Origin of the sequence: Sphingomonas adhaesiva, from assembly GCF_036946125.1 — a bacterium.
GTDB lineage: Bacteria > Pseudomonadota > Alphaproteobacteria > Sphingomonadales > Sphingomonadaceae > Sphingomonas > Sphingomonas adhaesiva_A.
In genome coordinates this window covers 635117-657826 of sequence record NZ_JAQIJT010000002.1, presented here as the reverse complement: position 1 = coordinate 657826, position 22710 = coordinate 635117, and the positions used below count along the sequence as shown (strand labels likewise).

At 69.8% G+C, this 22710-nt stretch carries 22 protein-coding genes and 1 tRNA gene; 12 read left to right on the top strand and 11 right to left on the bottom strand.

Annotation, left to right across the window (positions count from 1 at the left end; genetic code table 11):
- Window positions 1-55: 55 nt before the first annotated feature.
- Window positions 56-736, top strand: a complete 681-nt coding sequence (gene trmB / locus PGN23_RS09355; protein WP_335302612.1) for a tRNA (guanine(46)-N(7))-methyltransferase TrmB — start codon at window positions 56-58, stop codon at window positions 734-736.
- 313 nt (window positions 737-1049) lie between these two features.
- Here the strand turns inward: trmB and metH are convergent, their stop codons facing one another.
- The 4 genes from metH to PGN23_RS09335 form a co-directional block, all read right to left on the bottom strand.
- Window positions 1050-3725: a methionine synthase gene (gene metH / locus PGN23_RS09350; RefSeq protein WP_335302611.1), complete on the bottom strand. Its 2676-nt coding sequence runs from the start codon at window positions 3723-3725 to the stop codon at window positions 1050-1052.
- 131 nt (window positions 3726-3856) lie between these two features.
- Window positions 3857-4903: a homocysteine S-methyltransferase family protein gene (locus tag PGN23_RS09345; protein WP_335302610.1), complete on the bottom strand. Its 1047-nt coding sequence runs from the start codon at window positions 4901-4903 to the stop codon at window positions 3857-3859.
- Window positions 4900-5868: a methylenetetrahydrofolate reductase [NAD(P)H] gene (metF, locus tag PGN23_RS09340; protein ID WP_335302609.1), complete on the bottom strand. Its 969-nt coding sequence runs from the start codon at window positions 5866-5868 to the stop codon at window positions 4900-4902. Before metF ends, PGN23_RS09345 begins: the two co-directional genes overlap by 4 nt.
- Window positions 5865-6815, bottom strand: a complete 951-nt coding sequence (locus PGN23_RS09335; protein ID WP_335302608.1) for an ArsR/SmtB family transcription factor — start codon at window positions 6813-6815, stop codon at window positions 5865-5867. Before PGN23_RS09335 ends, metF begins: the two co-directional genes overlap by 4 nt.
- A gap of 154 nt (window positions 6816-6969) precedes the next feature.
- Here PGN23_RS09335 and PGN23_RS09330 point away from each other — a divergent pair, with 154 nt between their 5' ends.
- The 4 genes from PGN23_RS09330 (at window position 6970) to PGN23_RS09315 (ending at window position 9132) form a co-directional block, all read left to right on the top strand.
- Window positions 6970-7266: a hypothetical protein gene (locus PGN23_RS09330; RefSeq protein WP_335302607.1), complete on the top strand. Its 297-nt coding sequence runs from the start codon at window positions 6970-6972 to the stop codon at window positions 7264-7266.
- A gap of 32 nt (window positions 7267-7298) precedes the next feature.
- Window positions 7299-7469 (top strand): hypothetical protein, encoded by a 171-nt coding sequence (locus PGN23_RS09325; RefSeq protein ID WP_335302606.1) that lies wholly within the window; start codon window positions 7299-7301, stop codon window positions 7467-7469.
- Window positions 7466-8416, top strand: coding sequence for an aldo/keto reductase (locus tag PGN23_RS09320; RefSeq protein WP_335302605.1), 951 nt, complete (start codon window positions 7466-7468; stop codon window positions 8414-8416). Before PGN23_RS09325 ends, PGN23_RS09320 begins: the two co-directional genes overlap by 4 nt.
- Window positions 8417-8487: 71 nt before the next feature.
- Entirely contained in the window at window positions 8488-9132 is a 645-nt protein-coding gene (locus tag PGN23_RS09315; protein ID WP_335302604.1) for a hypothetical protein, read from the top strand.
- 12 nt (window positions 9133-9144) lie between these two features.
- Here PGN23_RS09315 and PGN23_RS09310 read toward each other — a convergent pair whose 3' ends face one another.
- Both PGN23_RS09310 and PGN23_RS09305 read right to left on the bottom strand, forming a co-directional pair.
- The gene (locus PGN23_RS09310) at window positions 9145-9792 is read right to left on the bottom strand and encodes a DUF4893 domain-containing protein (RefSeq protein ID WP_335302603.1); all 648 of its coding nucleotides are present in this window, start codon (window positions 9790-9792) and stop codon (window positions 9145-9147) included.
- Complete coding sequence (locus PGN23_RS09305) at window positions 9789-10574, bottom strand: 3-hydroxybutyrate dehydrogenase (RefSeq protein WP_335302602.1); 786 nt, start codon at window positions 10572-10574, stop codon at window positions 9789-9791. Before PGN23_RS09305 ends, PGN23_RS09310 begins: the two co-directional genes overlap by 4 nt.
- Before the next feature lie 131 nt (window positions 10575-10705).
- Between PGN23_RS09305 and ypfJ the strand changes: the two genes are divergently transcribed.
- Window positions 10706-11620, top strand: a complete 915-nt coding sequence (gene ypfJ / locus PGN23_RS09300; protein WP_335302601.1) for a KPN_02809 family neutral zinc metallopeptidase — start codon at window positions 10706-10708, stop codon at window positions 11618-11620.
- 301 nt (window positions 11621-11921) lie between these two features.
- Here ypfJ and PGN23_RS09295 read toward each other — a convergent pair whose 3' ends face one another.
- Entirely contained in the window at window positions 11922-13118 is a 1197-nt protein-coding gene (locus PGN23_RS09295) for a DUF2171 domain-containing protein (protein WP_335302600.1), read from the bottom strand.
- Window positions 13119-13371: 253 nt separating this feature from the next.
- On the opposite strand from PGN23_RS09295, the gene PGN23_RS09290 reads away from it, so the two are divergent.
- Window positions 13372-13447 (top strand) — tRNA-Ala (locus PGN23_RS09290).
- Window positions 13448-13802: 355 nt separating this feature from the next.
- Here PGN23_RS09290 and PGN23_RS09285 read toward each other — a convergent pair.
- The 4 genes from PGN23_RS09285 to PGN23_RS09270 form a co-directional block, all read right to left on the bottom strand.
- Window positions 13803-14495 (bottom strand): spermidine synthase, encoded by a 693-nt coding sequence (locus PGN23_RS09285; RefSeq protein WP_335302599.1) that lies wholly within the window; start codon window positions 14493-14495, stop codon window positions 13803-13805.
- Window positions 14495-14821 carry a DUF6481 family protein gene (locus PGN23_RS09280; protein ID WP_335302598.1) on the bottom strand — a complete coding sequence of 109 codons (327 nt, stop codon included), beginning with the start codon at window positions 14819-14821 and terminating at the stop codon, window positions 14495-14497. The genes PGN23_RS09285 and PGN23_RS09280 overlap by 1 nt, the downstream gene beginning before the upstream one ends.
- 77 nt (window positions 14822-14898) lie before the next feature.
- Entirely contained in the window at window positions 14899-17433 is a 2535-nt protein-coding gene (locus tag PGN23_RS09275) for an ABC transporter permease (RefSeq protein WP_335302597.1), read from the bottom strand.
- The gene (locus tag PGN23_RS09270; RefSeq protein ID WP_335302596.1) at window positions 17430-18101 is read right to left on the bottom strand and encodes an ABC transporter ATP-binding protein; all 672 of its coding nucleotides are present in this window, start codon (window positions 18099-18101) and stop codon (window positions 17430-17432) included. Before PGN23_RS09270 ends, PGN23_RS09275 begins: the two co-directional genes overlap by 4 nt.
- A gap of 34 nt (window positions 18102-18135) precedes the next feature.
- Here PGN23_RS09270 and PGN23_RS09265 point away from each other — a divergent pair, with 34 nt between their 5' ends.
- The 5 genes from PGN23_RS09265 (at window position 18136) to PGN23_RS09245 (ending at window position 22698) form a co-directional block, all read left to right on the top strand.
- Window positions 18136-18843, top strand: a complete 708-nt coding sequence (locus PGN23_RS09265; protein WP_443019805.1) for an arylesterase — start codon at window positions 18136-18138, stop codon at window positions 18841-18843.
- A gap of 94 nt (window positions 18844-18937) precedes the next feature.
- Window positions 18938-20137, top strand: coding sequence for a multidrug effflux MFS transporter (locus PGN23_RS09260; protein WP_335304561.1), 1200 nt, complete (start codon window positions 18938-18940; stop codon window positions 20135-20137).
- Between the two features lie 31 nt (window positions 20138-20168).
- Window positions 20169-21782 carry an NAD(P)/FAD-dependent oxidoreductase gene (locus PGN23_RS09255; RefSeq protein WP_335302594.1) on the top strand — a complete coding sequence of 538 codons (1614 nt, stop codon included), beginning with the start codon at window positions 20169-20171 and terminating at the stop codon, window positions 21780-21782.
- A complete protein-coding gene (locus PGN23_RS09250; RefSeq protein ID WP_335302593.1) occupies window positions 21779-22318 on the top strand; it encodes a pseudouridine synthase in 540 nt (179 codons plus the stop codon). Before PGN23_RS09255 ends, PGN23_RS09250 begins: the two co-directional genes overlap by 4 nt.
- Complete coding sequence (locus PGN23_RS09245; RefSeq protein ID WP_335302592.1) at window positions 22315-22698, top strand: reverse transcriptase-like protein; 384 nt, start codon at window positions 22315-22317, stop codon at window positions 22696-22698. The genes PGN23_RS09250 and PGN23_RS09245 overlap by 4 nt, the downstream gene beginning before the upstream one ends.
- Window positions 22699-22710 lie beyond the last annotated feature (12 nt).

Sequence of the window (22710 nt, the reverse complement as noted above, 5' to 3'; positions counted from 1 at the left end):
GTCCTTTCGCTTCCTGCCGTTCCGTTTTGCGGGCAAAGGCGATAGGCGGCGCTGCATGAACGATCCCACAACGATCCGCCGCCTGTATGGCCGGCGCCAGGGTCACGCGCTGCGCGCCGGACAGGCCGCGCTGGTCGAGGAACTGCTGCCGCGCGTGTCCGTCCCCTCCGATGGCGCGCTGACCGCCGCCCGCCTGTTCGGCGACGATCGCCCGATGCAGGTCGAGATCGGCTTCGGCGCAGGCGAGCATCTCGCCGGACAGGCCGCCGCCGCGCCCGGCACCGGCTTCATCGGGTGCGAGCCGTTCCTGAACGGCGTGGTGGGGGCGCTGGGTCATATCCGCGACGGTATGCTGGAGAACGTCCGCCTCCACATGGGCGATGCGCTGGAGGTGATCGAGCGGCTACCCGACGCCTCGCTGGAGCGCGTCTATCTGCTGCATCCCGATCCCTGGCCCAAGGCGCGCCACGCCAAGCGCCGCATGATGAACCACGGCCCGCTGGACCTGATCGCGCGCAAGCTGAAGCCGGGAGCGGAATTCCGCCTCGGCACCGACGACCCGACCTATTGCCGCTGGTCGATGATGGTGATGGACCAGCGTCGCGACTTCACCTGGCTGGCGGACGGCCCGCAGGATTTCCTGACCCGCCCCGCCGACTGGCCCGAGACCCGTTACGAGCGCAAGGCGCGCCGGAAGGGTCACGAGGTCTGGTATTTCCGCTACCGGCGCGATTGATGGTGGCGCCTGTCATCGACCGGAACGATCATTCTGACCCGAATTGATCGTTGTCGCGCTAAGGTGTTTCGTCGTAAGAACCGTCCCACAGGGGAGGGACATCATGACGGAAGTCTATTCTATGCGCCGCCGCATCGGGATCTGGGCCATGCTGGGCGCCGCTGCGTGGTGCGCCATGGCCGCGGTCGGCGATGCCGCGGTGATCGTCCTTCGCTGATCCGACGGTTTCTGAGAGGTTGATGGCCGCGCCACCTTCCGGGGGGACGGCGGCGCGGCCATCGATCGAGCCCGGCCGATCACGGCCGGCAGGCGATCAATCCAGATTGGGGCGCAGCAGCCGCCTCGCGCGCTCCACGTCGACGCCGCGTCGCGCGGCGTAATCGGCGACCTGGTCCTCGCCGATCCGCGCGACGCCGAAATATTCCGCCTGCGCATGGCCGAAGTAGAAGCCGCTGACCGCCGCGGTCGGCAGCATCGCATAGCTCTCCGTCAGCGACAGGCCGACATTCTCCTCCGCCGACAGCAGGTCGAACAGCGTCCGCTTCAGGCTGTGCTCCGGGCACGCGGGATAGCCCGGCGCCGGGCGGATGCCGCGATATTGCTCGCGGATCAGCGCCTCGTTGGTCAGTTGCTCGCCCGCGGCATAGCCCCACAATTCGGTACGGACATGCGCGTGCAGCGCCTCCGCGAACGCCTCCGCCAGCCGATCCGCCAGCGCCTTCAGCAGGATGTCGTTGTAATCGTCGTTGTCGGCCTTGTAGCGCTCCAGATGCGCGTCGATCCCGTGGATGCCGACCGCGAACCCGCCGATCCAGTCGCCCGCGGGATCGATGAAATCCGCCAGGCACATGTTCGCCCGCCCCTCGCGCTTGGCGATCTGCTGGCGCAGGAACGGCAGGCGGGTGGAATGTTCGTTGGTGCGGTCGAGATCGGGCAGGTGCAGCCCCGGCGGCACGCTGCCGCCGTCCGGGGTGCGCGTGTCGACGCTGTGACGGTCGTAGACCCACACGTCGTCGTCGTGGCGATGACACGGCCACAGCCCCGCGACGCCGCGCGCGGTCAGCCACTTCTCCGCGACGATGCGATCCAGCATGGCTTGCGCATCGGCATAGAGCGACGACGCGCTCTCCCCCACCACCTCGTCGGTCAGGATCGCGGGGAAGTTGCCCGCCAGTTCCCACGCACGGAAGAACGGCGTCCAGTCGATGAACTCGCGCAGGTGGGCCAGGTCCCAATCGTCGAACACATGCACCCCCGGCTTCGCCGCGGCCGGCGCCTTGAGCGTCATGTCCGCGACGAAGCCGCGCCTGCGCGCTTCCTCCAGCGGCAGCAGCGCGTTCTGTCCCTTGCCCTCGCGCGCGTCGCGCACCGCCTGATATTCCTTCGCAACCCCTGCGACATAATCGGCGCGGATCGTATCGGAGACGAGCGTCGTCGCGACGCCGACCGCACGGCTGGCATCCAGCACGTGCACCACCGGCCCCTGATAGGCGGGCGCGATACGCAGCGCGGTGTGCACCTTCGACGTGGTCGCGCCGCCGATCAGCAGCGGCATCTTCATCTGCGCGCGCTGCATCTCCTCCGCCACCGTCACCATCTCGTCCAGCGACGGCGTGATGAGGCCCGACAGCCCGATCATGTCGGCGTCATTCTCGTTCGCCGCCGCCAGGATCTTCGACCAGGGCACCATCACGCCCAGGTCGACCACCTCGAAACCGTTGCACTGGAGCACGACGCCGACGATGTTCTTGCCGATATCGTGGACGTCGCCCTTCACGGTCGCCATCACGACCTTGCCCTTGCCCTTCGCGCCCGGCTCCTTCGCCGCCTCGATGAACGGCATCAGGTGCGCGACCGCCTTCTTCATGACGCGCGCGGACTTCACCACCTGCGGCAGGAACATCTTGCCGCTGCCGAACAGGTCGCCGACGACGTTCATCCCGTCCATGAGCGGCCCCTCGATCACCTCGATCGGGCGCACATATTGCTGGCGGCATTCCTCGGTATCCTCGACGACATGCGCGTCGATGCCCTTCACCAGCGCATATTCGAGCCGCTTGGCGACCTCCAGCGAGCGCCATTCCGCGGCCTGCTTCTCCGCCGCCGCGTCGGTGCCGCGGAACGTCTCGGCGAGCGCCACCAGCCGCTCGCCCGCCTCCGGATCGCGGTTGAGGATGACGTCCTCGCACGCTGCGCGCAGCTTGGGGTCGATCGCGTCGTAGACGTCGAGCTGCCCCGCGTTGACGATCGCCATGTCCATCCCCGCGGGGATCGCATGGTAGAGAAATACCGAGTGCATCGCGCGGCGCACCGGCTCGTTGCCGCGGAAGCTGAACGACAGGTTCGACAGACCGCCCGAGATATGGACGTGCGGGCAGCGCGCCTTGATCTCGCGGCATGCCTCGATGAAGTCGACGCCGTAGTTGTTGTGCTCCTCGATCCCTGTCGCCACCGCGAAGACGTTGGGGTCGAAGATGATGTCCTCGGGCGGGAAGCCGATCCCGGTCAGCAGCGCATAGGCGCGCTCGCAGATTTCGACCTTGCGGTCCTTCGTATCCGCCTGCCCGACCTCGTCGAACGCCATGACGACGACCGCGGCGCCATAGTTCATGCAGATGCGCGCGTGGTGCAGGAACTGCTCCTCGCCTTCCTTCATGCTGATCGAATTGACGATCGGCTTGCCGGACACGCACTTCAGCCCCGCCTCGATCACGTCCCACTTCGACGAATCGATCATGAACGGCACCCGCGCGATATCGGGCTCCGCCGCGATCAGCTTCAGGTAGGTCGTCATCGCGTGGTGCGCGTCGAGCAGGCCCTCGTCCATGTTGATGTCGATGACCTGCGCGCCATTCTCCACCTGCTGGCGCGCGACCTCGACCGCGCGGGTATAGTCGCCGGCCATGATCATCTTCTTGAACGCCGCCGATCCGGTGACGTTCGTGCGCTCGCCGACGTTGACGAAATGGGTGGAGGAGGTGGTGGTCATGTCATCTTCTTCAAAGCCCCTCTCCTTCAGGGGAGGGGTTGGGGTGGGGCTGTCCCATCGAGCGGCGGGGTATGGGGCTCGTGACGGCCCCACCCCCAACCCCTCCCCTGAAGGGGAGGGGCTTCTATCCGTCACGCCGCCATCGTGAACGGCTCCAGCCCGGCGAGCTTCGTGCGCACCGCCGGCACCGGCACCTGCCGCGGCGCGACGTCGCGCACCGCGTCCGCGATCGCCTTGATATGGGCCGGCGTCGATCCGCAGCAGCCGCCCAGCACGTTGACCTGCCCCGCGCGCGCCCATTCCATCACCAGCCCCGCGGTGGTCGCGGGCGCCTCGTCATAGGCGCCCAGCTCGTTGGGGAGGCCGGCGTTGGGATAGACCATGATGAGCGTGTCGCAATTCTCGCTCAGCGTCTTCACGTGCGGACGCAGCTGCTCGGCGCCGAACGAGCAGTTCAGCCCGATCGTCAGTGGCCTGGCATGGCGCACCGCGTGCCAGAACGCCTCGACCGTATGCCCCGAGAGGTTGCGCCCCGACAGGTCGGTCAGCGTCATCGACAGCATGATCGGCAGGTCGCGGCCCAGCGCCTGCCCCGCCTCGATCGCGGCCATGATCCCGGCCTTCGCGTTCAGCGTGTCGAACACCGTCTCGATCAGGACGAAGTCGACCCCACCCTCGACCAGCGCGTCGATCTGCTCGCGATAAACGTCCTTCAGATAGTCGAAATCGATCTCGCGATAGCCCGGATCGTTGACGTCCGGCGACAGCGACAGCGTCTTGTTGGTCGGGCCGATCGCGCCGGCGACGAACCGCGGACGGCCATCCCTGCCTGCGAATTCGTCGGCGATCCGCCGTGCGAGCCGTGCGCTCTCGACGTTGATCTCGCGCACCAGCGCCTCCGCACCGTAATCCGCCTGACTGATGCGGTTGGCGGAGAAGGTGTTGGTCTCGGCGATGTCCGCCCCCGCCTCGAAATAGGCGCGGTGGATCGATTCCGGCACCTCGGGCTTGGTCAGCGCCAGGATGTCGTTGTTGCCCTTCTGGTCGTGGGATAGCCCCAGCGTCCCGGCGTAATCGGCCTCCGACAGCTTCCAGTTCTGGATCTCGGTCCCGAACGCGCCGTCGGTGATGAGGACGCGCTTCGCGGCCTCGGCATTGAAGCTCTCGCGCACGCTCATGCCGCCGCCCTTTCCTTCGCCGGCTGCGCGCGCACGCCCAGCAGGTGACAGATGGCGAAGCTCAGCTCCGCCTTGTTCATGGTATAGAAGTGGAGCTGCTTGACCCCGCCCGCATACAGCTTGCGGCACAGCTCGGCCGCGACGGTCGCGGCGACCAGCTGGCGCGCGCCGGGCTGATCCTCCAGCCCGTCGAACAGCCGCACCAGCCATCCCGGCACCGCGGTGCCGCACATCGCCGCCATCTTCTGCACGCCCGCGAAGCTGCCGATCGGCATGATGCCGGGGACGATCTCGGCATCGATCCCCGCCGCCGCCGCGGCATCGCGGTAGCGGAAGAAGGTGTCCGGCTCGAAGAAGAACTGCGTGATCGCACGGTTGGCGCCTGCATCCAGCTTGCGCTTCAGATTGTCGAGGTCGGCCGCCTGGTTCTGCGACGACGGATGCCCCTCCGGATAGCCCGCGACCGAAATCTCGAACGGATGCAGCCGCTTCAGCCCGGCGACCAGCGCCGCGGCATTCTCATAGCCGCCCGGATGCGGCGCATAGCTCGTCGCGCCCGCGGGCGGATCGCCGCGCAGCGCCACGATATGCCGCACGCCCGCCGCCCAATATTCCTGCGCGATGGCGTCGATTTCCCCCCGCGTCGCCTCGACGCAGGTCAGGTGCGCCGCCGCCGGCACGTCGGTCTCGCGCGCGATCCGCGCCACGGTCGCGTGGGTGCGGTCGCGCGTCGAGCCGCCCGCGCCATAGGTCACCGACAGGAAGCGCGGGTTCAGCGGGCACAAGGTCTCGATCGACTGCCACAGATTCACCTCGGCCTTGTCGGTCTTGGGCGGCGAGAATTCGAAGCTGACCACCACGTCGCCGCCGACATCCGCATACAGCGGCGCCCCGAGCGCGACCGCGCTCTCACCGTCGGCGTGCGCGCGGCGCGCCTCCTCCAGCTGATCGACCGAGAACGTCATGCCGCCTTCGCCTCCCGCACCGGCTCGCCCGCCTTGCGACCGAGCCACAATTTCACCGTCAATTCCCCGCCCTCCAGCGTTTCCGTCCGCATCGACGCCAGCCCCGCGGCCGCGAACCAGCCGTCGATCTGCGCATCGGAGAAGCCCAGCCGCGTATGCGCATCGCGCGCGCGCAGCTCCTCGCGGTCGTGCGAGGCGAAATCCGCGATCAGCAGCCGCCCGCCAGCGTCCAGCACCCGCGCCGCCTCCGCGATCGCGGCGCCGGGCTGCTGCGCGAAATGCAGGACGTGGTGCAGGATCGCGACATCCGCGCCCCCGTCCGATACGGGCAAGGCGTAGAGATCGGCCTGCCGCAGCTCGGCATTGCCCAATCCGCGCTCCCCGACCCGGGCACGCGCCAGCCGCAGCATCTCGCTGCTCTTGTCGATCCCCAGCGCGTGCGTGGCGCGGGGCGCGAACAGCTCGATCATCCGCCCGGTCCCGGTGCCGATATCGACCACGCGCCCCAGCGGCGCGCCCCCGAGCACGTCGAACATCGCCGCTTCGACCTGCTCCTCCGCAACATGGAGCGAGCGGATCGCGTCCCATTCGCCGGCATGCGCCTGAAACCAGGCCGCCGCCGCCGCCGCGCGATCCGCGCGCACCGCCTCCAGCCGGGCGATGTCCGCCTGCGCCTCCGCCTCCGTACCCCACGCCTTCAGCGCGGCGATGACGGGGTCGACCAGCGCCGCCGCACCCAGCGCGACGAAGACCCAGCTGCCTTCCTTGCGCCGCTCCGCCAGTCCCGCATCCGCCAGGATCTTGATATGGCGCGACACGCGCGGCTGGCTTTGCCCCAGCACCTGTGCCAGCTCGCCCACCGACAATTCCATCGACGCCAGCAGCGCGACGATCCGCAGGCGGGTTTCGTCCGCCAGTGCGCGGAAGATGTCGAGCGCGACCTTCATGCGATCAGATATAAAGATATCTTTATATGTCGTCAAACGACATCGTCGTCATCGGCGTCAGGGACCCTTTCGCACGGGTCTGGCGTTCGCAGCGCGGCTCCGGCAGTTTTGCCGGCGTAACGATCGACGTCATCACCAACCGGGGAGAGCCCAGATGAAGCGCCTGACCATCACCGTCCTGACCGCCGCCGCTGCGATCTCGCTGGCCGCCTGCAGCGAGAGGGCGCAGAACGAGAGCGCCGAGGCCGCCAATGCCGTCGCCGCCGACACCAGCGCCACCACGCGAAACGCCGTGAACGACGTCGACGCCGCCACGGACAAGGCGCTCAACTCGGCCGAGCGCACGCTCGACAAGGTAGGCGCGAAGCTGGAGAATTCGGGCGACGCGGCTGCCGATGCGACCGGCAACGCGATGGTCGCCGCCGGCCAGAAGCTGCGCGACGACAAGTGATGACGCGGCGGCGCCTTCCCCATGTGCGGGTGTTGGCGTCGGTGCCGCTGTTGCTCGCCGCCGCCTGTTCCGGCGGCGGCGATCCCACGCCGGGTCTCACCGCCGATCAGGATCGGCAGTTGAACGAGGCGGCGGAGATGCTCGACGCCAACAGCGTGGCACTGGAGCAGGTGACCGACAACGTGACGGAGAATGGCTCATGACCGAGTTGCGGCGGCTGGGTGCCTCCGATCTGAAGATCGCGCCGCTGGTCCTGGGCGGCAACGTCTTCGGCTGGACGGCGGATCGCGATGCCAGTTTCGCGGTGCTCGACGCGTTCGTCGAGGGCGGCGGCACGATGATCGACACCGCCGATGTCTATTCTGCCTGGGTCCCGGGCCATTCGGGCGGCGAGTCCGAGACGATGATCGGCGAGTGGCTGCGCACCAGCGGCAAGCGCGACCGGGTGCAGATCGCGACCAAGGTCGGCATGTTGCCCGGCGAGGGTGGCGAGAAACTGGCGCCGGCGCGGATCGCCGCGGCGTGCGACGCCTCGCTTCGTCGGCTCGGCACCGATCGCATCGACCTGTATTTCGCGCATCAGGACGATGATGCACAGTCGCAGGATGCGGTGGCCGAGGCGTTCGCGACGCTGGTGAAGGCCGGCAAGGTCCGCGTGCTGGGCGCCTCCAACTACCACGCCGCGCGGTTGAAATCGGCGATCGACACCGCCCGCGCGGCCGGGCTGCCGCATTATCAGGTCCTCCAGCCGGAGTATAATCTGCTCAGCCGCATGAAATTCGAGGGCGAGTTGCAGGACTATTGCGTCGTCGAGAATATCGGCGTCGTCCCCTATTACGGCCTCGCCTCGGGCTTCCTGACCGGCAAGTACCGCTCTGCCGAGGATCTGGGGAAGAGCGTCCGCGGCGGGCGGATGCGCGACCTGCTGGAGGGCAAGGGCGCGGCGATGCTGGCCGCGCTCGACCGGGTCGCGGCCGAAACGGGCGCGACGCTGGCGCAGATTTCGCTGGCCTGGCTGATCGCTCAACCGGGCGTGACCGCCCCGATCGCCAGCGCGACCTCGGCGAAGCAGCTGGAGGAACTGCTGCCGGCGATGACGCTGACCCTGTCCGACGACCAGCGCGCGCGCCTGACCGACGCCGGCACCTGAACGCCGTTGCGCCGGGGCGCGACATGATCGACACATCGGGCATGTCGCACCTGCCTCACAAGGCCCCTGTCATGCCCCGTTTTACGGTCCTGCTCGCCGCGTTGCTGCTCGCGGTGTCCGCGTGGCCGGCGCAGGCAGCGGTCACGATCACCTTCTGGAGCCGCGATTTCGGCGGGAACTACTTCCCCCACGCCTTCTTCACGCTGCGCGGGACACCCGACGCCGGCGGGCCGGCGGTCGATGCCGGCTACGGCTTCACCGCCAAGTCGGTGTCGCCGGCACTCCTCTTCGGCAACGTCGCCGGCCGTGTCGAGCGGCCCAAGCACGGCTATATGGAGGGCAGCCACGCCCGCTTCGCGCGCACGATCAGCGATGCGCAATATGCCGCCGTCCTCGACCTGATCCGCGCCTGGGACGAAAAGACGGGCGACGCGACCTACAACCTCGGCAAGCGCAACTGCGTCACCTTCGTGCGCGAGGCGGCGCGGCGGATCGGGGTCGCGCAGGTCGACTTCCCCAGGCTGATGAAGAAGCCGACCAGCTACCTGCGCGCGGTCTATGCCGCCAATCCCGGCCAGCTGGTCGCGGTCGAGCAGACCGGCAAGCAATGGTTCGCCGCCCATCCGCCGACCACCGGCATCGCACCGATCGACGCGCCGATCTCCACCCCCGGTACGATGCCGGGGAAGAAGGAGGAAGCGCCGGTCGCGAAGTGACGCCCGTCCCTGTTATCCGACCGGCACCAGCTCGATCACCGTCAGCAACGATTCGAACGCCGGGTGCGGCAGCGCGATGCGCCACCGGCCGTCGCCGACCCGCGTCGCCCAGCCCGCCAGATCGCGCTCCGGATCGCGGCCATAGGCCAGCGCCCGCGTCTCGTCCGCCAGCATCAGCGTCCCCAGGAACACCGCGCGTCGGTCGTCGTGACGGTAGAGGGTGCCGACCTGCCGCTGCGATCCGGTCAGCTTGACCAGCTGCGCCTCCCCCTGCGCCGACGCGGCGATGCGACATTCGAACCACGGATAGGCCAGGAAATCGGGCATCCCCGGCGTCCTCGCCCCCAGCTTGAACACGCGGCAACGATAGCGCCCGGCGGGCGGCACCGGCCTGTCCAGCGCGATGTCCGGCGCGAACAGCGCGCCCGCCGCCGCGACCGCCGCCGGATCGGCGGCCCGCGCCTTCGCGGCGGCCGTCACCCAGGCGCCACGCCAGCCGCGCAACCGCGTGCGATCCGCATCGGTCGCCAGGTGCCGCCACATATCCTCCTGCTGCGACGCAGGCGGCGGTTCCAGCGGGGCGCGCCCCGCCCCGCAGCCGCACAGCGCCAGCGACAGGGCCGTGCCGGACCCCAATGTCGCCGCGCGCCACGCCGTCACGCCGCGGTCCAGCCGCCGTCCGCCGACAGATTGGCCCCCGTGATCGCCTTCGCCTCGTCGCGGCACAGGAACAGGGCGAGCGCCGCGACCTGTTCGGGCGTGACGAACTCCTTGGTCGGTTGCGCGGCGAGCAGCACGTCGTTCATCACCTGCTCGCGCGTCAGCCCGCGCGCCTTCATCGTGTCCGGGATCTGGCTTTCGACCAACGGGGTCCAGACATAGCCCGGCGAGATGCAGTTGACGGTGATCCCGTCGGTCGCGGTTTCCAGCGCGACCGCCTTCGACAGTCCCACCAGACCGTGCTTAGCGGCGACATAGGCCGATTTGTTGGGGCTGGCGACCAGGCTGTGCGCGGAAGCCGTCGAGACGATCCGGCCCCAGCCTTTCGCGCGCATGTACGGGACGGCGGCGCGCATCACGTGGAAGGCGCTCGTCAGGTTGATCGCGATGATCGCGTCCCATTTCTCCGGCGGGAAGTCGGCGATGCCGCTGACGAACTGGATGCCGGCGTTGTTGACGACGATGTCCGGCCCGCCCCAGGCGTCATGCGCGCGCGCGATCATCCCGGCGATCTGCTCCGGCCGGGTCATGTCCGCCGGGTCGTACAGCGCCTCGGCGCCGCTCGCCGCCGCGATCTCGGTGCGGGCCCGCTCGATCGCCGCGGCCTCGCCGAAGCCGTTGAGCATCACGTTCGCGCCCTCGCCCGCCAGCGCGCGCGCGATCGCCAGACCGATGCCGGAGGTCGATCCCGTCACCACCGCGCTTTTGCCCTTCAGGAACATGCGTCATCCTCGCTCGAAACTGATGCCGGAAACCGGCGTACGTCATCGACCGCGCGCGCGCCGGTTGCAACCCGGGCCACGTCACGGGCATTCATGCCGCAACGACAACGATCGACCAGGGGACACGGGCCATGCGCCTCGACGATTACGATCAGGACATCAACGTCGAGGATCAGCGCGGCGCCGCCGGGGGCGGTGGCTTCGGCGGCGGCGGCGGGGGATTGCTGCTCGGCCTGCTGCCGATGATCGGCAGCCGCTTCGGCTGCGGTGGCGTGGTCGTGGCGCTGTTGCTGCTGGCGGTATTCGGCGGCCTCGGCAATCTGGGCGGGCTGCTCGGCGGCGGCGGCAGCGCGCCGTCCACGCAGGTGTCGCGCCCCGCCGGCAACGGCGAGACGCTGGCGCAGAAGTGCGACACGCAGGCCGCGCGCGCCGCCTGCAACGCCTTCTCCTCCGCGCAGAACACCTGGGAGGCGATCTTCGCCAGGTCCGGCCGGCGGTTCGTCGCGCCCAAGCTGGTGTTCTTCGGGCAGCAGGGCGGGCAGTCCGGCTGCGGTGCGGCGATGTCCGCGATGGGGCCGTTCTACTGCCCCAGCGATCAGGGCATCTACCTCGACACCGGATTCTTCGACGAGCTGACCAATCGCTTCCAGGCGCCGGGCGACTTCGCGCAATATTACGTGATCGCGCACGAATTCGGCCATCATATCCAGAACCTGACCGGCATTTCCGAGCGGGTTCAGCGCGAACAGCAGCGCCTCGGCCGGGCGGAGGGCAATGCGCTGTCGGTGCGCCTCGAACTGCAGGCGGACTGCTACGCCGGCGTCTGGGCGGCCGCCAACCGCGATCGGCTGGAGCCCGGCGATATCGAGGAAGGCATGCGCGCCGCGCAGGCGATCGGCGACGACACGCTCCAGCGCCAGTCGCAGGGCCGCGTCGTTCCCGACAGCTTCACCCACGGCACCTCCGCGCAGCGTCAGGAATGGCTCCGCCGCGGCATGGAATCGGGCGACCCCGCCGCCTGCGACACCTTCTCCGGCGCGGTGTGACGGCGCGCCATTTTGCCGCGCCCCGGCGAGGGCGGGACCTCTGCCGGAACGAGGGCACCAGCACCCAGCCCCGAAGGTGCGACGACGCCGCCGCGCACCGTTCGTCATTGCGAGCGTAGCGAAGCGATCGAGCGCAGTTCGCGATACCCCGGATTGCTTCGCTTCGCCCGCAATGACGGCTCGACCTGACATCATAATGATCTGAGAGGTCGCTCCGCTCGCTGCGCGTCTTTCACCCGAACAAAAAGAGGGAGGCGCGGACCTCGCGGCCCGCGCCTCCCGTCCTTACCGCGTTCTCCGATCAATAGGTGCCGGAGAAGCTCTTGTTCAGGTTCGTCCCGCCGGTATCGCTACCCGTCGTCGCCTTGCCGGACTGGCTATAGGCACCCGCTTCGGTCGGGGACTGGCCATAGCTGGTGCCGGACGTCGACGACTGCGAATAGCCGCGGTCGTTATGTTGGGCGCGGTCGCCGAACATCGCCTGGTTGTTCTCTTCGTTGCGCCAGTGCTGCTTGGCCTCGTCCGCGGTCTTGGACAGCGTCACCTTGCTGTCCTCGACCTTGTCGATCCAGCGCGACGGGATCGAATGGTGCTGACCGCCCGCATCCGCATCGTTCTTGGTCAGGATGATGCGATCGCCGCGCACCTTGTCGACCGTGCCGACATGGCTGCCGTCCGAGCCGACGACCTCCGCGTGCTCCTTGACGTTGTTCAGCGAATCACGCTGCGTCTGCCGCTGGGTACGCCACGTCGAGAACTCGTTTTCGAACCGCGAGCGGTTCTCCTGACGATATTCGTCATAGTCGCGGTCGAGCCCGGCGATCTGGCCCGAGCGCCACGAACGATAATCATCGTCATGACGGTTGCCGCCCTGCTGGTTGTAGTAGCGCTCGTCGTAGCGGCTATCCATCTCGCGGCGGCGCTCGGCATCCTCGTCACCGAACCAGGAACGTACCTCGTCACCGGCGCGCGCCAGGAACCCGCGCTCGTCATAATCGTAGCCCTGCGGCGCACGGCCCGCATCGCGGCGACCGTAGGACTGATCCCGGTCGTTCCCGCGGGTGTAGCGGTCGCGGTAATTGTCGTCGTCGGCGTGGCGGTAGCGGCCCACATCCTCCCAACGATGCCCGTCCGACGCATAGCTGCCGTGATATTCGTCGCCGCGGGCATAGCGCGACTGGCCATAGCCCTCGCCGCCGTCATACCGGCCGCCGTAGCTGCCGCCGCGGCGATAGTCGTCGCGCCCGCGGTAACGGTTCGCGCCATAGTCGCCGCGCTGCTCGTCGCGCTGATAGCCGTACCGCCCGTAATCGTCGCCGCGGCCATAGGGACGGCGGTCGTCGTCGCGATCGAACGCGCCGGCGGCACGGTAATCGCGCGCGCTGGAATAGCTGTAGTTGCGGCCCGACCCATAGTCGCGGCCGTAATCCTGCGTCTCGTTGCGCCCGTAATAGTCGCCTTGCGGATTGGTCCCGCGCGGGTAACGTTCGTAGCCCATTGCGTCCTCCTACTTTACCGGCCCGGACGCGTTGCTTGCGCCCGCATGCCGGACATGGCGGAGAAGGCATGGCGGCGGCATTCGTTCCTATCATTACGAGTTCGTAATCAGGCATTCGTCGCACGCCACCACCATCCAGCCGCGGCGCGAAAAAATGCGGCGCGCGTGGGACAAGGTGCGAAACGCCTGTTGCATCGTGGTTCGACGGCGGCTAATGGCGGCGCTCCCCGGCATTGCCGCGGGATCGGCGGGCGGGGCTGTAGCTCAGATGGGAGAGCGCTGCAATCGCACTGCAGAGGTCAGGGGTTCGATTCCCCTCAGCTCCACCACCCGCCCGATCGTTATCGCTACCACCATTCCTGCCGGGGACATGCCGAAAGGTCGCCCCTCGTTGACCATGGCAGGGTCGACCACTTCCGTCGTCGCCAGTGGAGCGCCCGCGCGCGCCGGCGGCTGGAGTTCGATCCACGAGGCTTGCACCGGCCACAACCACCTCCCCGACGAAGGCGGGACGTTTGCAAAAGGCTACACCGTACTCCTGCGAAGGCAGGAGCCCAGGGTTGCAGGTCCCATAAGGCGTTGTTCTGCTTGGCTCTGGGCTCCTGCCTGCGCAGGAGCACGGCGTGGGCTCGATGTCGTTGCACCTGTTTTGCAAAGGCCCTCGGCCTTCGCCGGGGAAGTGCTTCAGTTTGAACGGATCGGGGTCTGGGCCGGGGTCGCGAACCAGATCGTGTGCGTCGGGCCCTTGCCGTTCTCCCGCGCGCGTACCCGAACCTCATCGACCGCGAACCCGCCGTTCTTCAGCCGCCGCGTGAAGGCGGGATCCGCCCCCGCCGACCACACCGCAAGGACGCCGCCCGGCCGCAACGCGGCGCGCGCGCCGGCGAGGCCGCGCGCGGTGTACAGGCCGTCGTTGGCCTCGCGCGTCAGCCCGTCGGGGCCGTTGTCGACGTCGAGCAGGATGGCATCATATTGCCGCGTGCCGCGCGCGATCACCGCGCCGACATCGTCGATGACCACCGTCACGCGCGAATCGTCGAGGCAGCCCGCCGCCAGCGCCTGCATCGGCCCGCGGGCCCATTCGATGATGCCGGGCACCAGTTCCGCGACGACCGCGCGCCCGTCCGGCCCCAGCCGCGCCAGCAGCGCGCGCAGCGTGAAGCCCATGCCATAGCCGCCGACCAGCACCTGCGCCGTGGCGGGGGAGGACAGTCGCGCCAGCGCCATCGTGGCGAGCGCGACCTCCGACCCGCTCATCCGGCTGCTCATCAACTCGTTGCGGTCGAGCATGATGATGAAGTCGCCGCCATGCCGGACCAGCCGCAGCGGCGGGCCGCCGGGCACGTCCGCCGTGCCGACGACCTCGCGGGGGAGCATTACTTCTTGCGGGCCTTGCGCGCCGCGTACTTCAGGTCGCGCAGCGCCTTCAGCTCCTCGGCCGACTTCTTCGGCTTGGGCGCCCTGGCGGCTTCCTCGGCGGCCTTGGCGGCGGCCTTCGCGGCCTTTTCCTCGTCGATCAGGCGCTGGCGCTCGGCACGACGCTCCGCGGCGGCCGCGTCGCGTGCGGCGCGCGTCGCCTCGCGCTCGGCGATCACGGCCGGGTCGGCGACCGGCTTGTTGCGCAGCTTTTCCAGCGCGCTTTCCTTGGCCGCGCGGGCGGCGGCAGAACGTTCGTTGAAGTCAGGGGTCTTGAAGCGAGCCATGCGATTCCCGTTGGATAGAGCGACCGACAGGGTCGCCCGGGGGCGCCCCTAGCACAAAACGCACGCGCTTGGCGCCCCTATAGTTCCCGCAGCGCCGCGGCGGGTCGCGCGCGCAAGATGGGCAGGCTGCCGGCCAGTCCCACCGCGATCGTGATCCCCGCCCCCGCCGCCAGCGTCAGCAGGATCGTCGGCCAGTCGGGCAGCCAGTCGAACCCGAACATCTGCACGACGACATACCAGCCGCCCGCGACGCCCAGCGCCAGCGCGACCGCACCGACGATACCGGCGAGCAGCGCATATTCCAGCGCCTGCGCCGCCAGTACCTGCGCGCGGGTCGCGCCCAGCACCTTCAGGATCACCGTGTCGTAGGTCCGCGCCGCCCGCGCCGCCGCGATCGCACCGATCAGCACCGCGATCCCCGCCAGTACCGCGATGCCCGCGGCGACCGCGATCGCATTCGCCATCTGCGTCACCACGTCCTGCACCTGCGACAGGACGCCGCCGACCTCCACCACCGAGGTGGAGGGGAACAGCGGCAGCAGCGCGCGCGTCACCGCGGGCACGCGCGCGGCGGGCATGTCGATCGTCGCCGCCAGATTGTGCGGCACGTCGTCCAGCGCGCCGGGGGAGAAGACGAGCACGAAGTTGAAGCCCAGCGTATCCCAGGCGATGCGCCGGAACGACGCGATCCGCGCCTGCCGCTCCAGCCCCAGGATCGAGATGGTCAGCGGATCGCCGATCCTGAGGTCCAGCGCCTGCGCCAGGCGTTCGTCGACCGACACCAGCGGCTCGCGCGCCTCCGCGGCGGTCCACCAGCGCCCCTTCGTGATCGTGCTGCCCGGCGGCAGCGCCGCGGCGAAGGTCAGCCCGCGCTCGCCGCGCAGCGCCCATGCCCCTTCCGGGATCGACGCGAGATCGGCGACGCGCGTGCGACCATAGCCGGTGATCGTCCCGCGCATCAGCGGCACCGTCGCGACGATCGCGCCGGGCGAGGCGCGCTCGACGGTGGCGCGGAACATCGCCTCGCGCTCCGGCGGCACGTCGAGCGCGAAGAGCGCAGGCGCGCGTTCGGGCACGCTGCGCCGGATATTGCCGTCCAGGCTGGTGCGGATGCTCGCCAGCAGCACGAACAGCGTGAGCCCCAGCCCCAGCGCCACCACCAGCGCCACGGTGCGCGACTGCGGCCGGTGCAGCGCCGCGAGCGCCAGCCGTGGGAGCGGCCGGCGCGGATGCGGCAACCGCGCCACGCCGGCCCGGATCGCCTGCCCCACCCCGACCAGCAGCAGCAGCGCTCCGGCTGCCGCGGCGAGGAACGCGAGCGCGAACCACGGCCGCTCGCTCGCCGCCATGGTCAGCGCGACGACCAGCGCGCCCGCCAGCGCCATCCACGCCGCCGCACGCCACCGCCCCGCTCCCTGCCGGGGGTCGAGCGCGCCGCGCAGCAGCGCCTGCGCCGGCACGCGCCCGACCGCCACCAGGTGCGGCGCGCAGAACGCCAGCGCGATCAGCAGGCCGTAGGCGGCAGCCAGCGCCAGCGGCACCGGCGCGAAGGTCCAGCCCGGCGCGACGGGGAGCACCCTGCTCGCCGCCGCGCCCAGCAGCGGCACCGCCGCCACGCCCGCGGCCAGCCCCAGCGCGACGCCCACCGTCGCCACCGCCACGACCTGGAGCAGGTACACCCGCGTCACCAGCGCCGAGGTCGCCCCCAATACCTTCAACATCGCGATGCTGGAGCGACGCGTGTCGAGGTACGAGGACACGCCATTGCCCACCCCGATTCCCGCGATCACCAGCGCGGTCAGCCCGACCAGCGTCAGGAACTCCCCCATCCGCGCCACGAAGCGGCTGGCCCCCGGCGAGGCTCGGTCGCGCGTCTTCGTCTCCCACCCGGCGGCGGCGAAGGCGCGCTCGAACCACGCCACCGCCTGCGCCGGATCGCGCGCGGTGGCGACGCGATACTTGCTCTCATACAGGCTGCCGGGCTGGATCAGTCCGGTCCGCGCCAGCCCGGCGGTCGACACCAGCGCCACCGGCCCCAGCGTGAACCCCTCGCCCAGCCGGTCGGGCTCGTCGTCGATGACGCCGCCGATGCGGAACATGGCCGTCCCGAACCGCAAGCGCCCGCCGGGACGCACGTCCAGCCGCGGCGCCAGCGCCGGCGCGATCCACACGGTGTCCGCAGCCGGCGCGCGCACGCTGCGCCCGTCCGCCAGCGTCAATTGCCCGTAGAGCGGATAAGCGGCGTCCACCGCCTTGAGCTGCACCGGCGCGGTGGCTCCGGCGGGCGTCACCGCCATCGATTGCATCCGTGTCGTCTCCGACACGCGACCCAGCGCGCGCATCGCCGCCAGCTCGCCCGCATCGGCACCGCGCTGCGACGCCGCAAATTCGACATCGCCCCCCAGCAACACGCGCCCGCGCGCCGCCAGTTCGGTGGAGATTGCGTCGGTCAGCGTCCCGATCGCCGCCAGCGCACCGACGCCCAGAAACAGGCACACCAGCAGCAGGCGCAAGCCCCGGAACCGCGCCGACAGCTCGCGCCGCGCCAGCCGCCAGGCGAGCGCCCAGCGACGGCTGTCCGGCACGCCCGCGTGCTCCTGTGCAGGGGTCACGCGATGCGTCCGTCGACCAGATGGACGGTGCGGTCGCACCGCTCCGCCAGCGCGGGGTCATGGGTGATGATAACCAGGCTCGCGTTGGTCGCGGCGCGGCGTGCGAACAGCAGGTCGACGATCCTCGCGCCGGTCGCGGCATCCAGATTGCCGGTCGGCTCATCGGCGAAGACCAGCGCGGGCCGCCCCGCCAGCGCGCGCGCGATCGCCACGCGCTGCTGCTCGCCGCCCGACAGCTGCGCGGGATAATGGTGCAGCCGGTGCGCGAGACCCACCGCCTCCAGCTCCGCGTCGGCGCGCGCGAACGCGTCCGCCACGCCCGCCAGTTCCATCGGCACCGCGACATTCTCGCGCGCGGTCATCGTCGGCAGCAGGTGGAAGGCCTGGAGCACGATTCCGATGCGCCCGCGCCGCGCGACGGCCAGCGCATCCTCGTCCAGCGCGCCGACATCGAGCCCCGCGACGCACACGCTGCCCGAGGTCGCGCGCTCCAGCCCGGACAGCACCGCCATCAACGACGACTTGCCCGACCCCGATTGCCCCAGCAGCGCCACGCTCTCCCCCGCGGCGACGTCAAGATCGACGCCGCGCAGGATCTCGACCGGCGCATCGCGGCCGAGCGTCAGTCTTACATCGCGCGCGGCGATGACCATATCGGTCGCGATCATGAGGGTTTTTCCGAAAGCAGGAACGGGCGTGAAGATACCGACATATGCGGCGGCGCTGCTGATTCTCCAAGGCGTCGCCGCGTGCAGCCGGCGCGACGATCCGCCGATCCCGCTCGCCACGGCGTCGCCCCCCGCTCCTGCCGCGACCGCGTCGCATGCGGTGTCGGGGCCGAAGCGCACGGTGCTCGCGTTCGGCGACAGCCTGTATGCCGGATACGGCCTGCGCCCCGGACAGAGCCTGCCCGATGCGGTCCGCGAGCGGCTGCGCGCGGGCGGGATCGACGCGACGGTCGTCAACGCGGGCGTTTCGGGCGATACCACCGCGGACGGTCGCCGCCGGTTGGCCTATACGCTCGACCGGCTGGAGCGGAAGCCCGACCTGGTGATGCTGGGGCTGGGCGGTAACGACGTGCTGCGACAGATCCCGCCCGCGGAGACGCGCGCCAACATGGCGGCGATGCTGACGGAGCTCGACCGCCGCGGCATCCCGGTGCTGCTGACCGGCATGATGGCGCCGCCCAATCTGGGCCCGGACTATGCCGCCGGTATCAATGCGATATGGCCCGATCTGGCGAAGGAACATCACGCCGCGCTCTACCCCTTCATCCTCGACGGGGTGCTGGGCAAGCGTCAGCTGATGCTTCCCGACGGCATCCACCCCAATGCCACCGGCGTCGAGAAGATCGCCGACCGCGTCGCCCCGCTGGTTGCGGACAGGCTCAAGGAATTGCCGGCGATCTGACATGCGCCTGCGCACGCGGGAACACGACGGGTGACATCGCCCGCCATCCCCGCCTAAGGCCCGGCGCATGAAGGACAACAATACTCCCCCATCGATGAACCGGCGCGAGTTCGTCGTGTTCATCGCCGCGGTGATGGCGGTCAACGCGCTGGGGGTGGACCTGATGCTGCCCGCGCTGGCCGACATCGGGCGCGACCTGGCGGTCGCCGCGGCCAACCACCGGCAATGGGTCGTCACCGCCTATATGCTGGGGTTCGGCGCGGGGCAGCTGGCCTATGGCCCGCTCGCCGACCGTTACGGGCGAAAGCCGGTGCTGATCGTCACGCTCGCGGGGTTCGTCGCCGCCAGCATCTTCGCCGCGGGTTCCGCGACCTTCGTCGCGCTGCTGGGCGCGCGCATGCTGCAGGGGATGATGTCCGCCTCCACCCGCGTACTGGCGGTGGCGATCGTACGCGACGGTTCGTCCGGGCGGCAGATGGCGCGCACGCTGTCGATCGCGCAGATGATCTTCTTCGTCGTGCCGATCCTGGCCCCCACGCTGGGGCAGGCGCTGCTCGCCTTCGGGCCGTGGCGGTTCATCTTCTACGCGCTGGGCGCGTTCGCCGCCTTCGTGCTCGCCTGGGCGGCGATGCGGCTGCCGGAGACGCTGCCGGTCGAGCGGCGCGTGCCGATCTCGCTCACGCGGCTGCGCGAGAGCTATCGGCTGACGCTCACCAACCGCTTCTCCGCGGGCTATGCGGTGGCGGCGGCGATGACCTTCGGCGGAATCATCGCCTTCGTCTCCTCCGCGCAGCAGATCTTCGTCGACGAATTCGGCGCGGGCGACCGCTTCGTGCTGCTGTTCGCGCTCTGTGCCTTCGCGATGGGCTGTGCCTCGTTCGCGAACGCGCGGCTGGTCGAGCGACTGGGCACGCGGCTGATCTCGCAGGCGGCGGTGCTGGGGCTGATCGCGCTGTCCCTCCTCCACATCGTCGTCATCGGGACGGGGCACGAGACGCTGACCAGCTACATCGTCTTCCAGGCGCTCAGCATGACATGCATCGGCCTGTGCGGCTCCAATTTCGGCGCGATGGCGATGGAGCCGGTGGGGCATATCGCGGGCACCGCCTCGTCGGTGCAGGGCTTCATCACCAGCGTCGGTGCGGTGGTCGTCGGCTCGCTGATCGGTCAGGCCTATTCGGGCACCACGCTGCCGCTCGCGATCGGATATCTGTGCATCGGCGTGGGCGCGCTGGCGGTGGTGTGGTTCGTCGAGGGCGGACGGCTGTTCCACGCGCGCCACGGCACCGCCTGACAGGCGCGCCGCTTTTCGCTATAGGCCCGCGATGATCCGTATCAACGATCTGAAACTGCCGCTGCATCATCCCGACGAGGCGCTGCCCGCCGCGGTCTGCAAGCGGCTGCGCATCACCCCGCGCGAGCTGGTTCGCCACCAGGTCGCGCGCCGCGCTTTCGATGCGCGCGACAAGACGCGGATTTCGCTGGTCTATGCGATCGACGTCCACGTCCGCAACGAAGCCACCGTGCTGGCCAGGATGCGCCGCGACAGGCATGTCCAGCCGACCCCCGACACGCGCTACCCCCTGCCCGCGCCGCCGCCCGAGGGCGCGCAGCGGCCCGTCGTCATCGGTGCGGGGCCATGCGGACTGTTCGCCGCGCTGATCCTGGCGCAGGCCGGCTATCGCCCGATCATCCTCGACCGCGGCAAGGTGGTGCGGGAGCGGACCAAGGATACCTGGGGCCTGTGGCGGCGCAGCGTCCTGAACCCGGAATCCAACGTCCAGTACGGCGAGGGCGGCGCCGGCACTTTCTCCGACGGCAAGCTCTACAGCCGGATCAAGGACCCCCGCCACCTCGACCGCAAGGTGCTGACCGAGTTCGTCAAGGCCGGCGCGCCCGAGGAGATACTGACCGATGCGCACCCGCATATCGGCACCTTCCGCCTCGTGAAGATGGTCGAAAGCCTGCGCGAGACGATCGAGGGGCTGGGCGGCGAGTACCGCTTCTCCACCCGCGTCGACGGCATCGACGTGGCGGAGCGCGGCGGTGAACGTCGCATCGTGGGGCTGCACCTGAACGGCGGCGACTACCTTGCCGCCCGCCATGTCGTGATGGCGATCGGGCACAGCGCGCGCGACACCTTCGCGATGCTCCACGCCGCCGGCGTCCATGTCGATGCCAAGCCCTTCTCGATCGGGGTCCGCATCGAGCACCCGCAATCGTGGATCGACCGCGCCCGCTTCGGCGCGGATGCGGGCAACGCGATCCTGGGCGCGGCGGAATATCACATCTCGCACCACTGCTCGAACGGACGCACGGTCTACAGCTTCTGCATGTGCCCCGGCGGCACCGTCGTCGCGGCGACCAGCGAGGAAGGGCGCGTCGCCACCAACGGCATGAGCCAGTATTCGCGCAACGAACGCAACGCCAACTCCGGGTTCGTCGTCGCGATCGATCCCGAGCGCGACTATCCCGGCGATCCGCTCGCCGGCATCGCGCTGCAACGCCGGCTGGAGGAGCGCGCCTTCGTCGCCGGCGGCTCCAACTACCGCGCGCCCGCGCAACGCGTCGGCGATTTCCTCGCCGGCCGCCCCTCCACCGCATTGGGCGGGATCGTCCCCTCCTACCGCCCCGGCGTGACCCCGACCGACCTCGCCGACGTGCTGCCCGATTTCGCGGTGGCGGCGATGCGCGAGGCGATCCCCGTGTTCGGTCGTCAGATTGCCGGCTACGACCATCCCGATGTCGTGATGACCGGGGTGGAGACGCGCACCTCCTCGCCCGTCCGCTTCACCCGCGGCGCGGATTTCCAGAGCCTCAATACCCGCGGACTGTTCCCCGCCGGAGAGGGCGCGGGCTATGCCGGCGGGATCCTGTCCGCCGCGGTCGACGGGATCAAGGTGGCGGAGGCGGTCGCGGCCAGCATCGGGGCGGCATGACGCTGATCCTGTTCAACAAGCCGTACGACGTCCTCAGCCAGTTCACCGATCGCGGCACGCCGGCAACGCGCGCGACGCTGTCCGACCACATCGACCTGCCCGGCGTCTATCCGGCGGGGCGGCTCGACCGCGACAGCGAGGGGCTGCTGCTGCTGACGGACGACGGGCGCTTGCAGGCGCGGATCGCCGATCCCAGGTTCAAGCTGCCCAAGACCTATTGGGTACAGGTGGAGGGCGAACCGGACGCCGCCGCGCTCGATTCGCTTCGCCGCGGCGTGATGCTGAACGACGGCCCCACCCGCCCCGCGGAGGTGGAGGTGATCGGCGCGCCCGCGATCTGGCCGCGCCACCCGCCGATCCGCGTCCGCCGCCACATCCCCGACCGCTGGCTGCGGCTGACCATCCGCGAGGGGCGCAACCGGCAGGTGCGCCGCATGACCGCCGCGGTCGGGCATCCGACGCTGCGGCTGGTGCGCTGGTCGATCGGGGACTGGACGCTGGGCGATCTGTCGCCCGGTCAGTGGCGTAGCGCGTGAAGCTGTTCTTCGACGGCAGCAGCCGCCCCCTCCCCTTCGGCATGGCGACCGCCGTGGTCGCCGGCGGTCGCGCACACCTTTGCGGCGATCTGGGCCCCGGCACGAGTATGGACGCGGAATGGCTGGCGCTGCTTCACGCCGTCCGCCTGGCGTACGACCTCGGCATCGCGGACGCCGTGCTGCTGGGTGATGCCGCCGCGGTGATCGCGCAGGCGAAGCGCGAGGTGCGCTGCCCGCCCGCCTGTCGCGTCCACCTCGCCACCTTTCAGGACCTCCCCCGACACGGCCGCCTGAGGTTACGGTACATCCGGCGGCACCAGAATCTTGCCGGCATCGCACTGGAGGCGGTGCGGGAACAGACGCGGCCAAGGATCGTCTGATCCGTTCCCAAG

Bases quoted from the DNA above. Each gene is read 5' to 3' on its own strand.
- trmB (WP_335302612.1), top strand. From the start codon at position 56: ATGAACGATCCCACAACGATCCGCCGCCTGTATGGCCGGCGCCAGGGT.
- metH (WP_335302611.1), bottom strand. From the start codon at position 3,725: ATGACCACCACCTCCTCCACCCATTTCGTCAACGTCGGCGAGCGCACG.
- PGN23_RS09345 (WP_335302610.1), bottom strand. From the start codon at position 4,903: ATGAGCGTGCGCGAGAGCTTCAATGCCGAGGCCGCGAAGCGCGTCCTC.
- metF (WP_335302609.1), bottom strand. From the start codon at position 5,868: ATGACGTTCTCGGTCGATCAGCTGGAGGAGGCGCGCCGCGCGCACGCC.
- PGN23_RS09335 (WP_335302608.1), bottom strand. From the start codon at position 6,815: ATGAAGGTCGCGCTCGACATCTTCCGCGCACTGGCGGACGAAACCCGC.
- PGN23_RS09330 (WP_335302607.1), top strand. From the start codon at position 6,970: ATGAAGCGCCTGACCATCACCGTCCTGACCGCCGCCGCTGCGATCTCG.
- PGN23_RS09320 (WP_335302605.1), top strand. From the start codon at position 7,466: ATGACCGAGTTGCGGCGGCTGGGTGCCTCCGATCTGAAGATCGCGCCG.
- PGN23_RS09315 (WP_335302604.1), top strand. From the start codon at position 8,488: ATGCCCCGTTTTACGGTCCTGCTCGCCGCGTTGCTGCTCGCGGTGTCC.
- PGN23_RS09305 (WP_335302602.1), bottom strand. From the start codon at position 10,574: ATGTTCCTGAAGGGCAAAAGCGCGGTGGTGACGGGATCGACCTCCGGC.
- ypfJ (WP_335302601.1), top strand. From the start codon at position 10,706: ATGCGCCTCGACGATTACGATCAGGACATCAACGTCGAGGATCAGCGC.
- PGN23_RS09295 (WP_335302600.1), bottom strand. From the start codon at position 13,118: ATGGGCTACGAACGTTACCCGCGCGGGACCAATCCGCAAGGCGACTAT.
- PGN23_RS09285 (WP_335302599.1), bottom strand. From the start codon at position 14,495: ATGCTCCCCCGCGAGGTCGTCGGCACGGCGGACGTGCCCGGCGGCCCG.
- PGN23_RS09280 (WP_335302598.1), bottom strand. From the start codon at position 14,821: ATGGCTCGCTTCAAGACCCCTGACTTCAACGAACGTTCTGCCGCCGCC.
- PGN23_RS09270 (WP_335302596.1), bottom strand. From the start codon at position 18,101: ATGATCGCGACCGATATGGTCATCGCCGCGCGCGATGTAAGACTGACG.
- PGN23_RS09260 (WP_335304561.1), top strand. From the start codon at position 18,938: ATGAACCGGCGCGAGTTCGTCGTGTTCATCGCCGCGGTGATGGCGGTC.
- PGN23_RS09255 (WP_335302594.1), top strand. From the start codon at position 20,169: ATGATCCGTATCAACGATCTGAAACTGCCGCTGCATCATCCCGACGAG.
- PGN23_RS09250 (WP_335302593.1), top strand. From the start codon at position 21,779: ATGACGCTGATCCTGTTCAACAAGCCGTACGACGTCCTCAGCCAGTTC.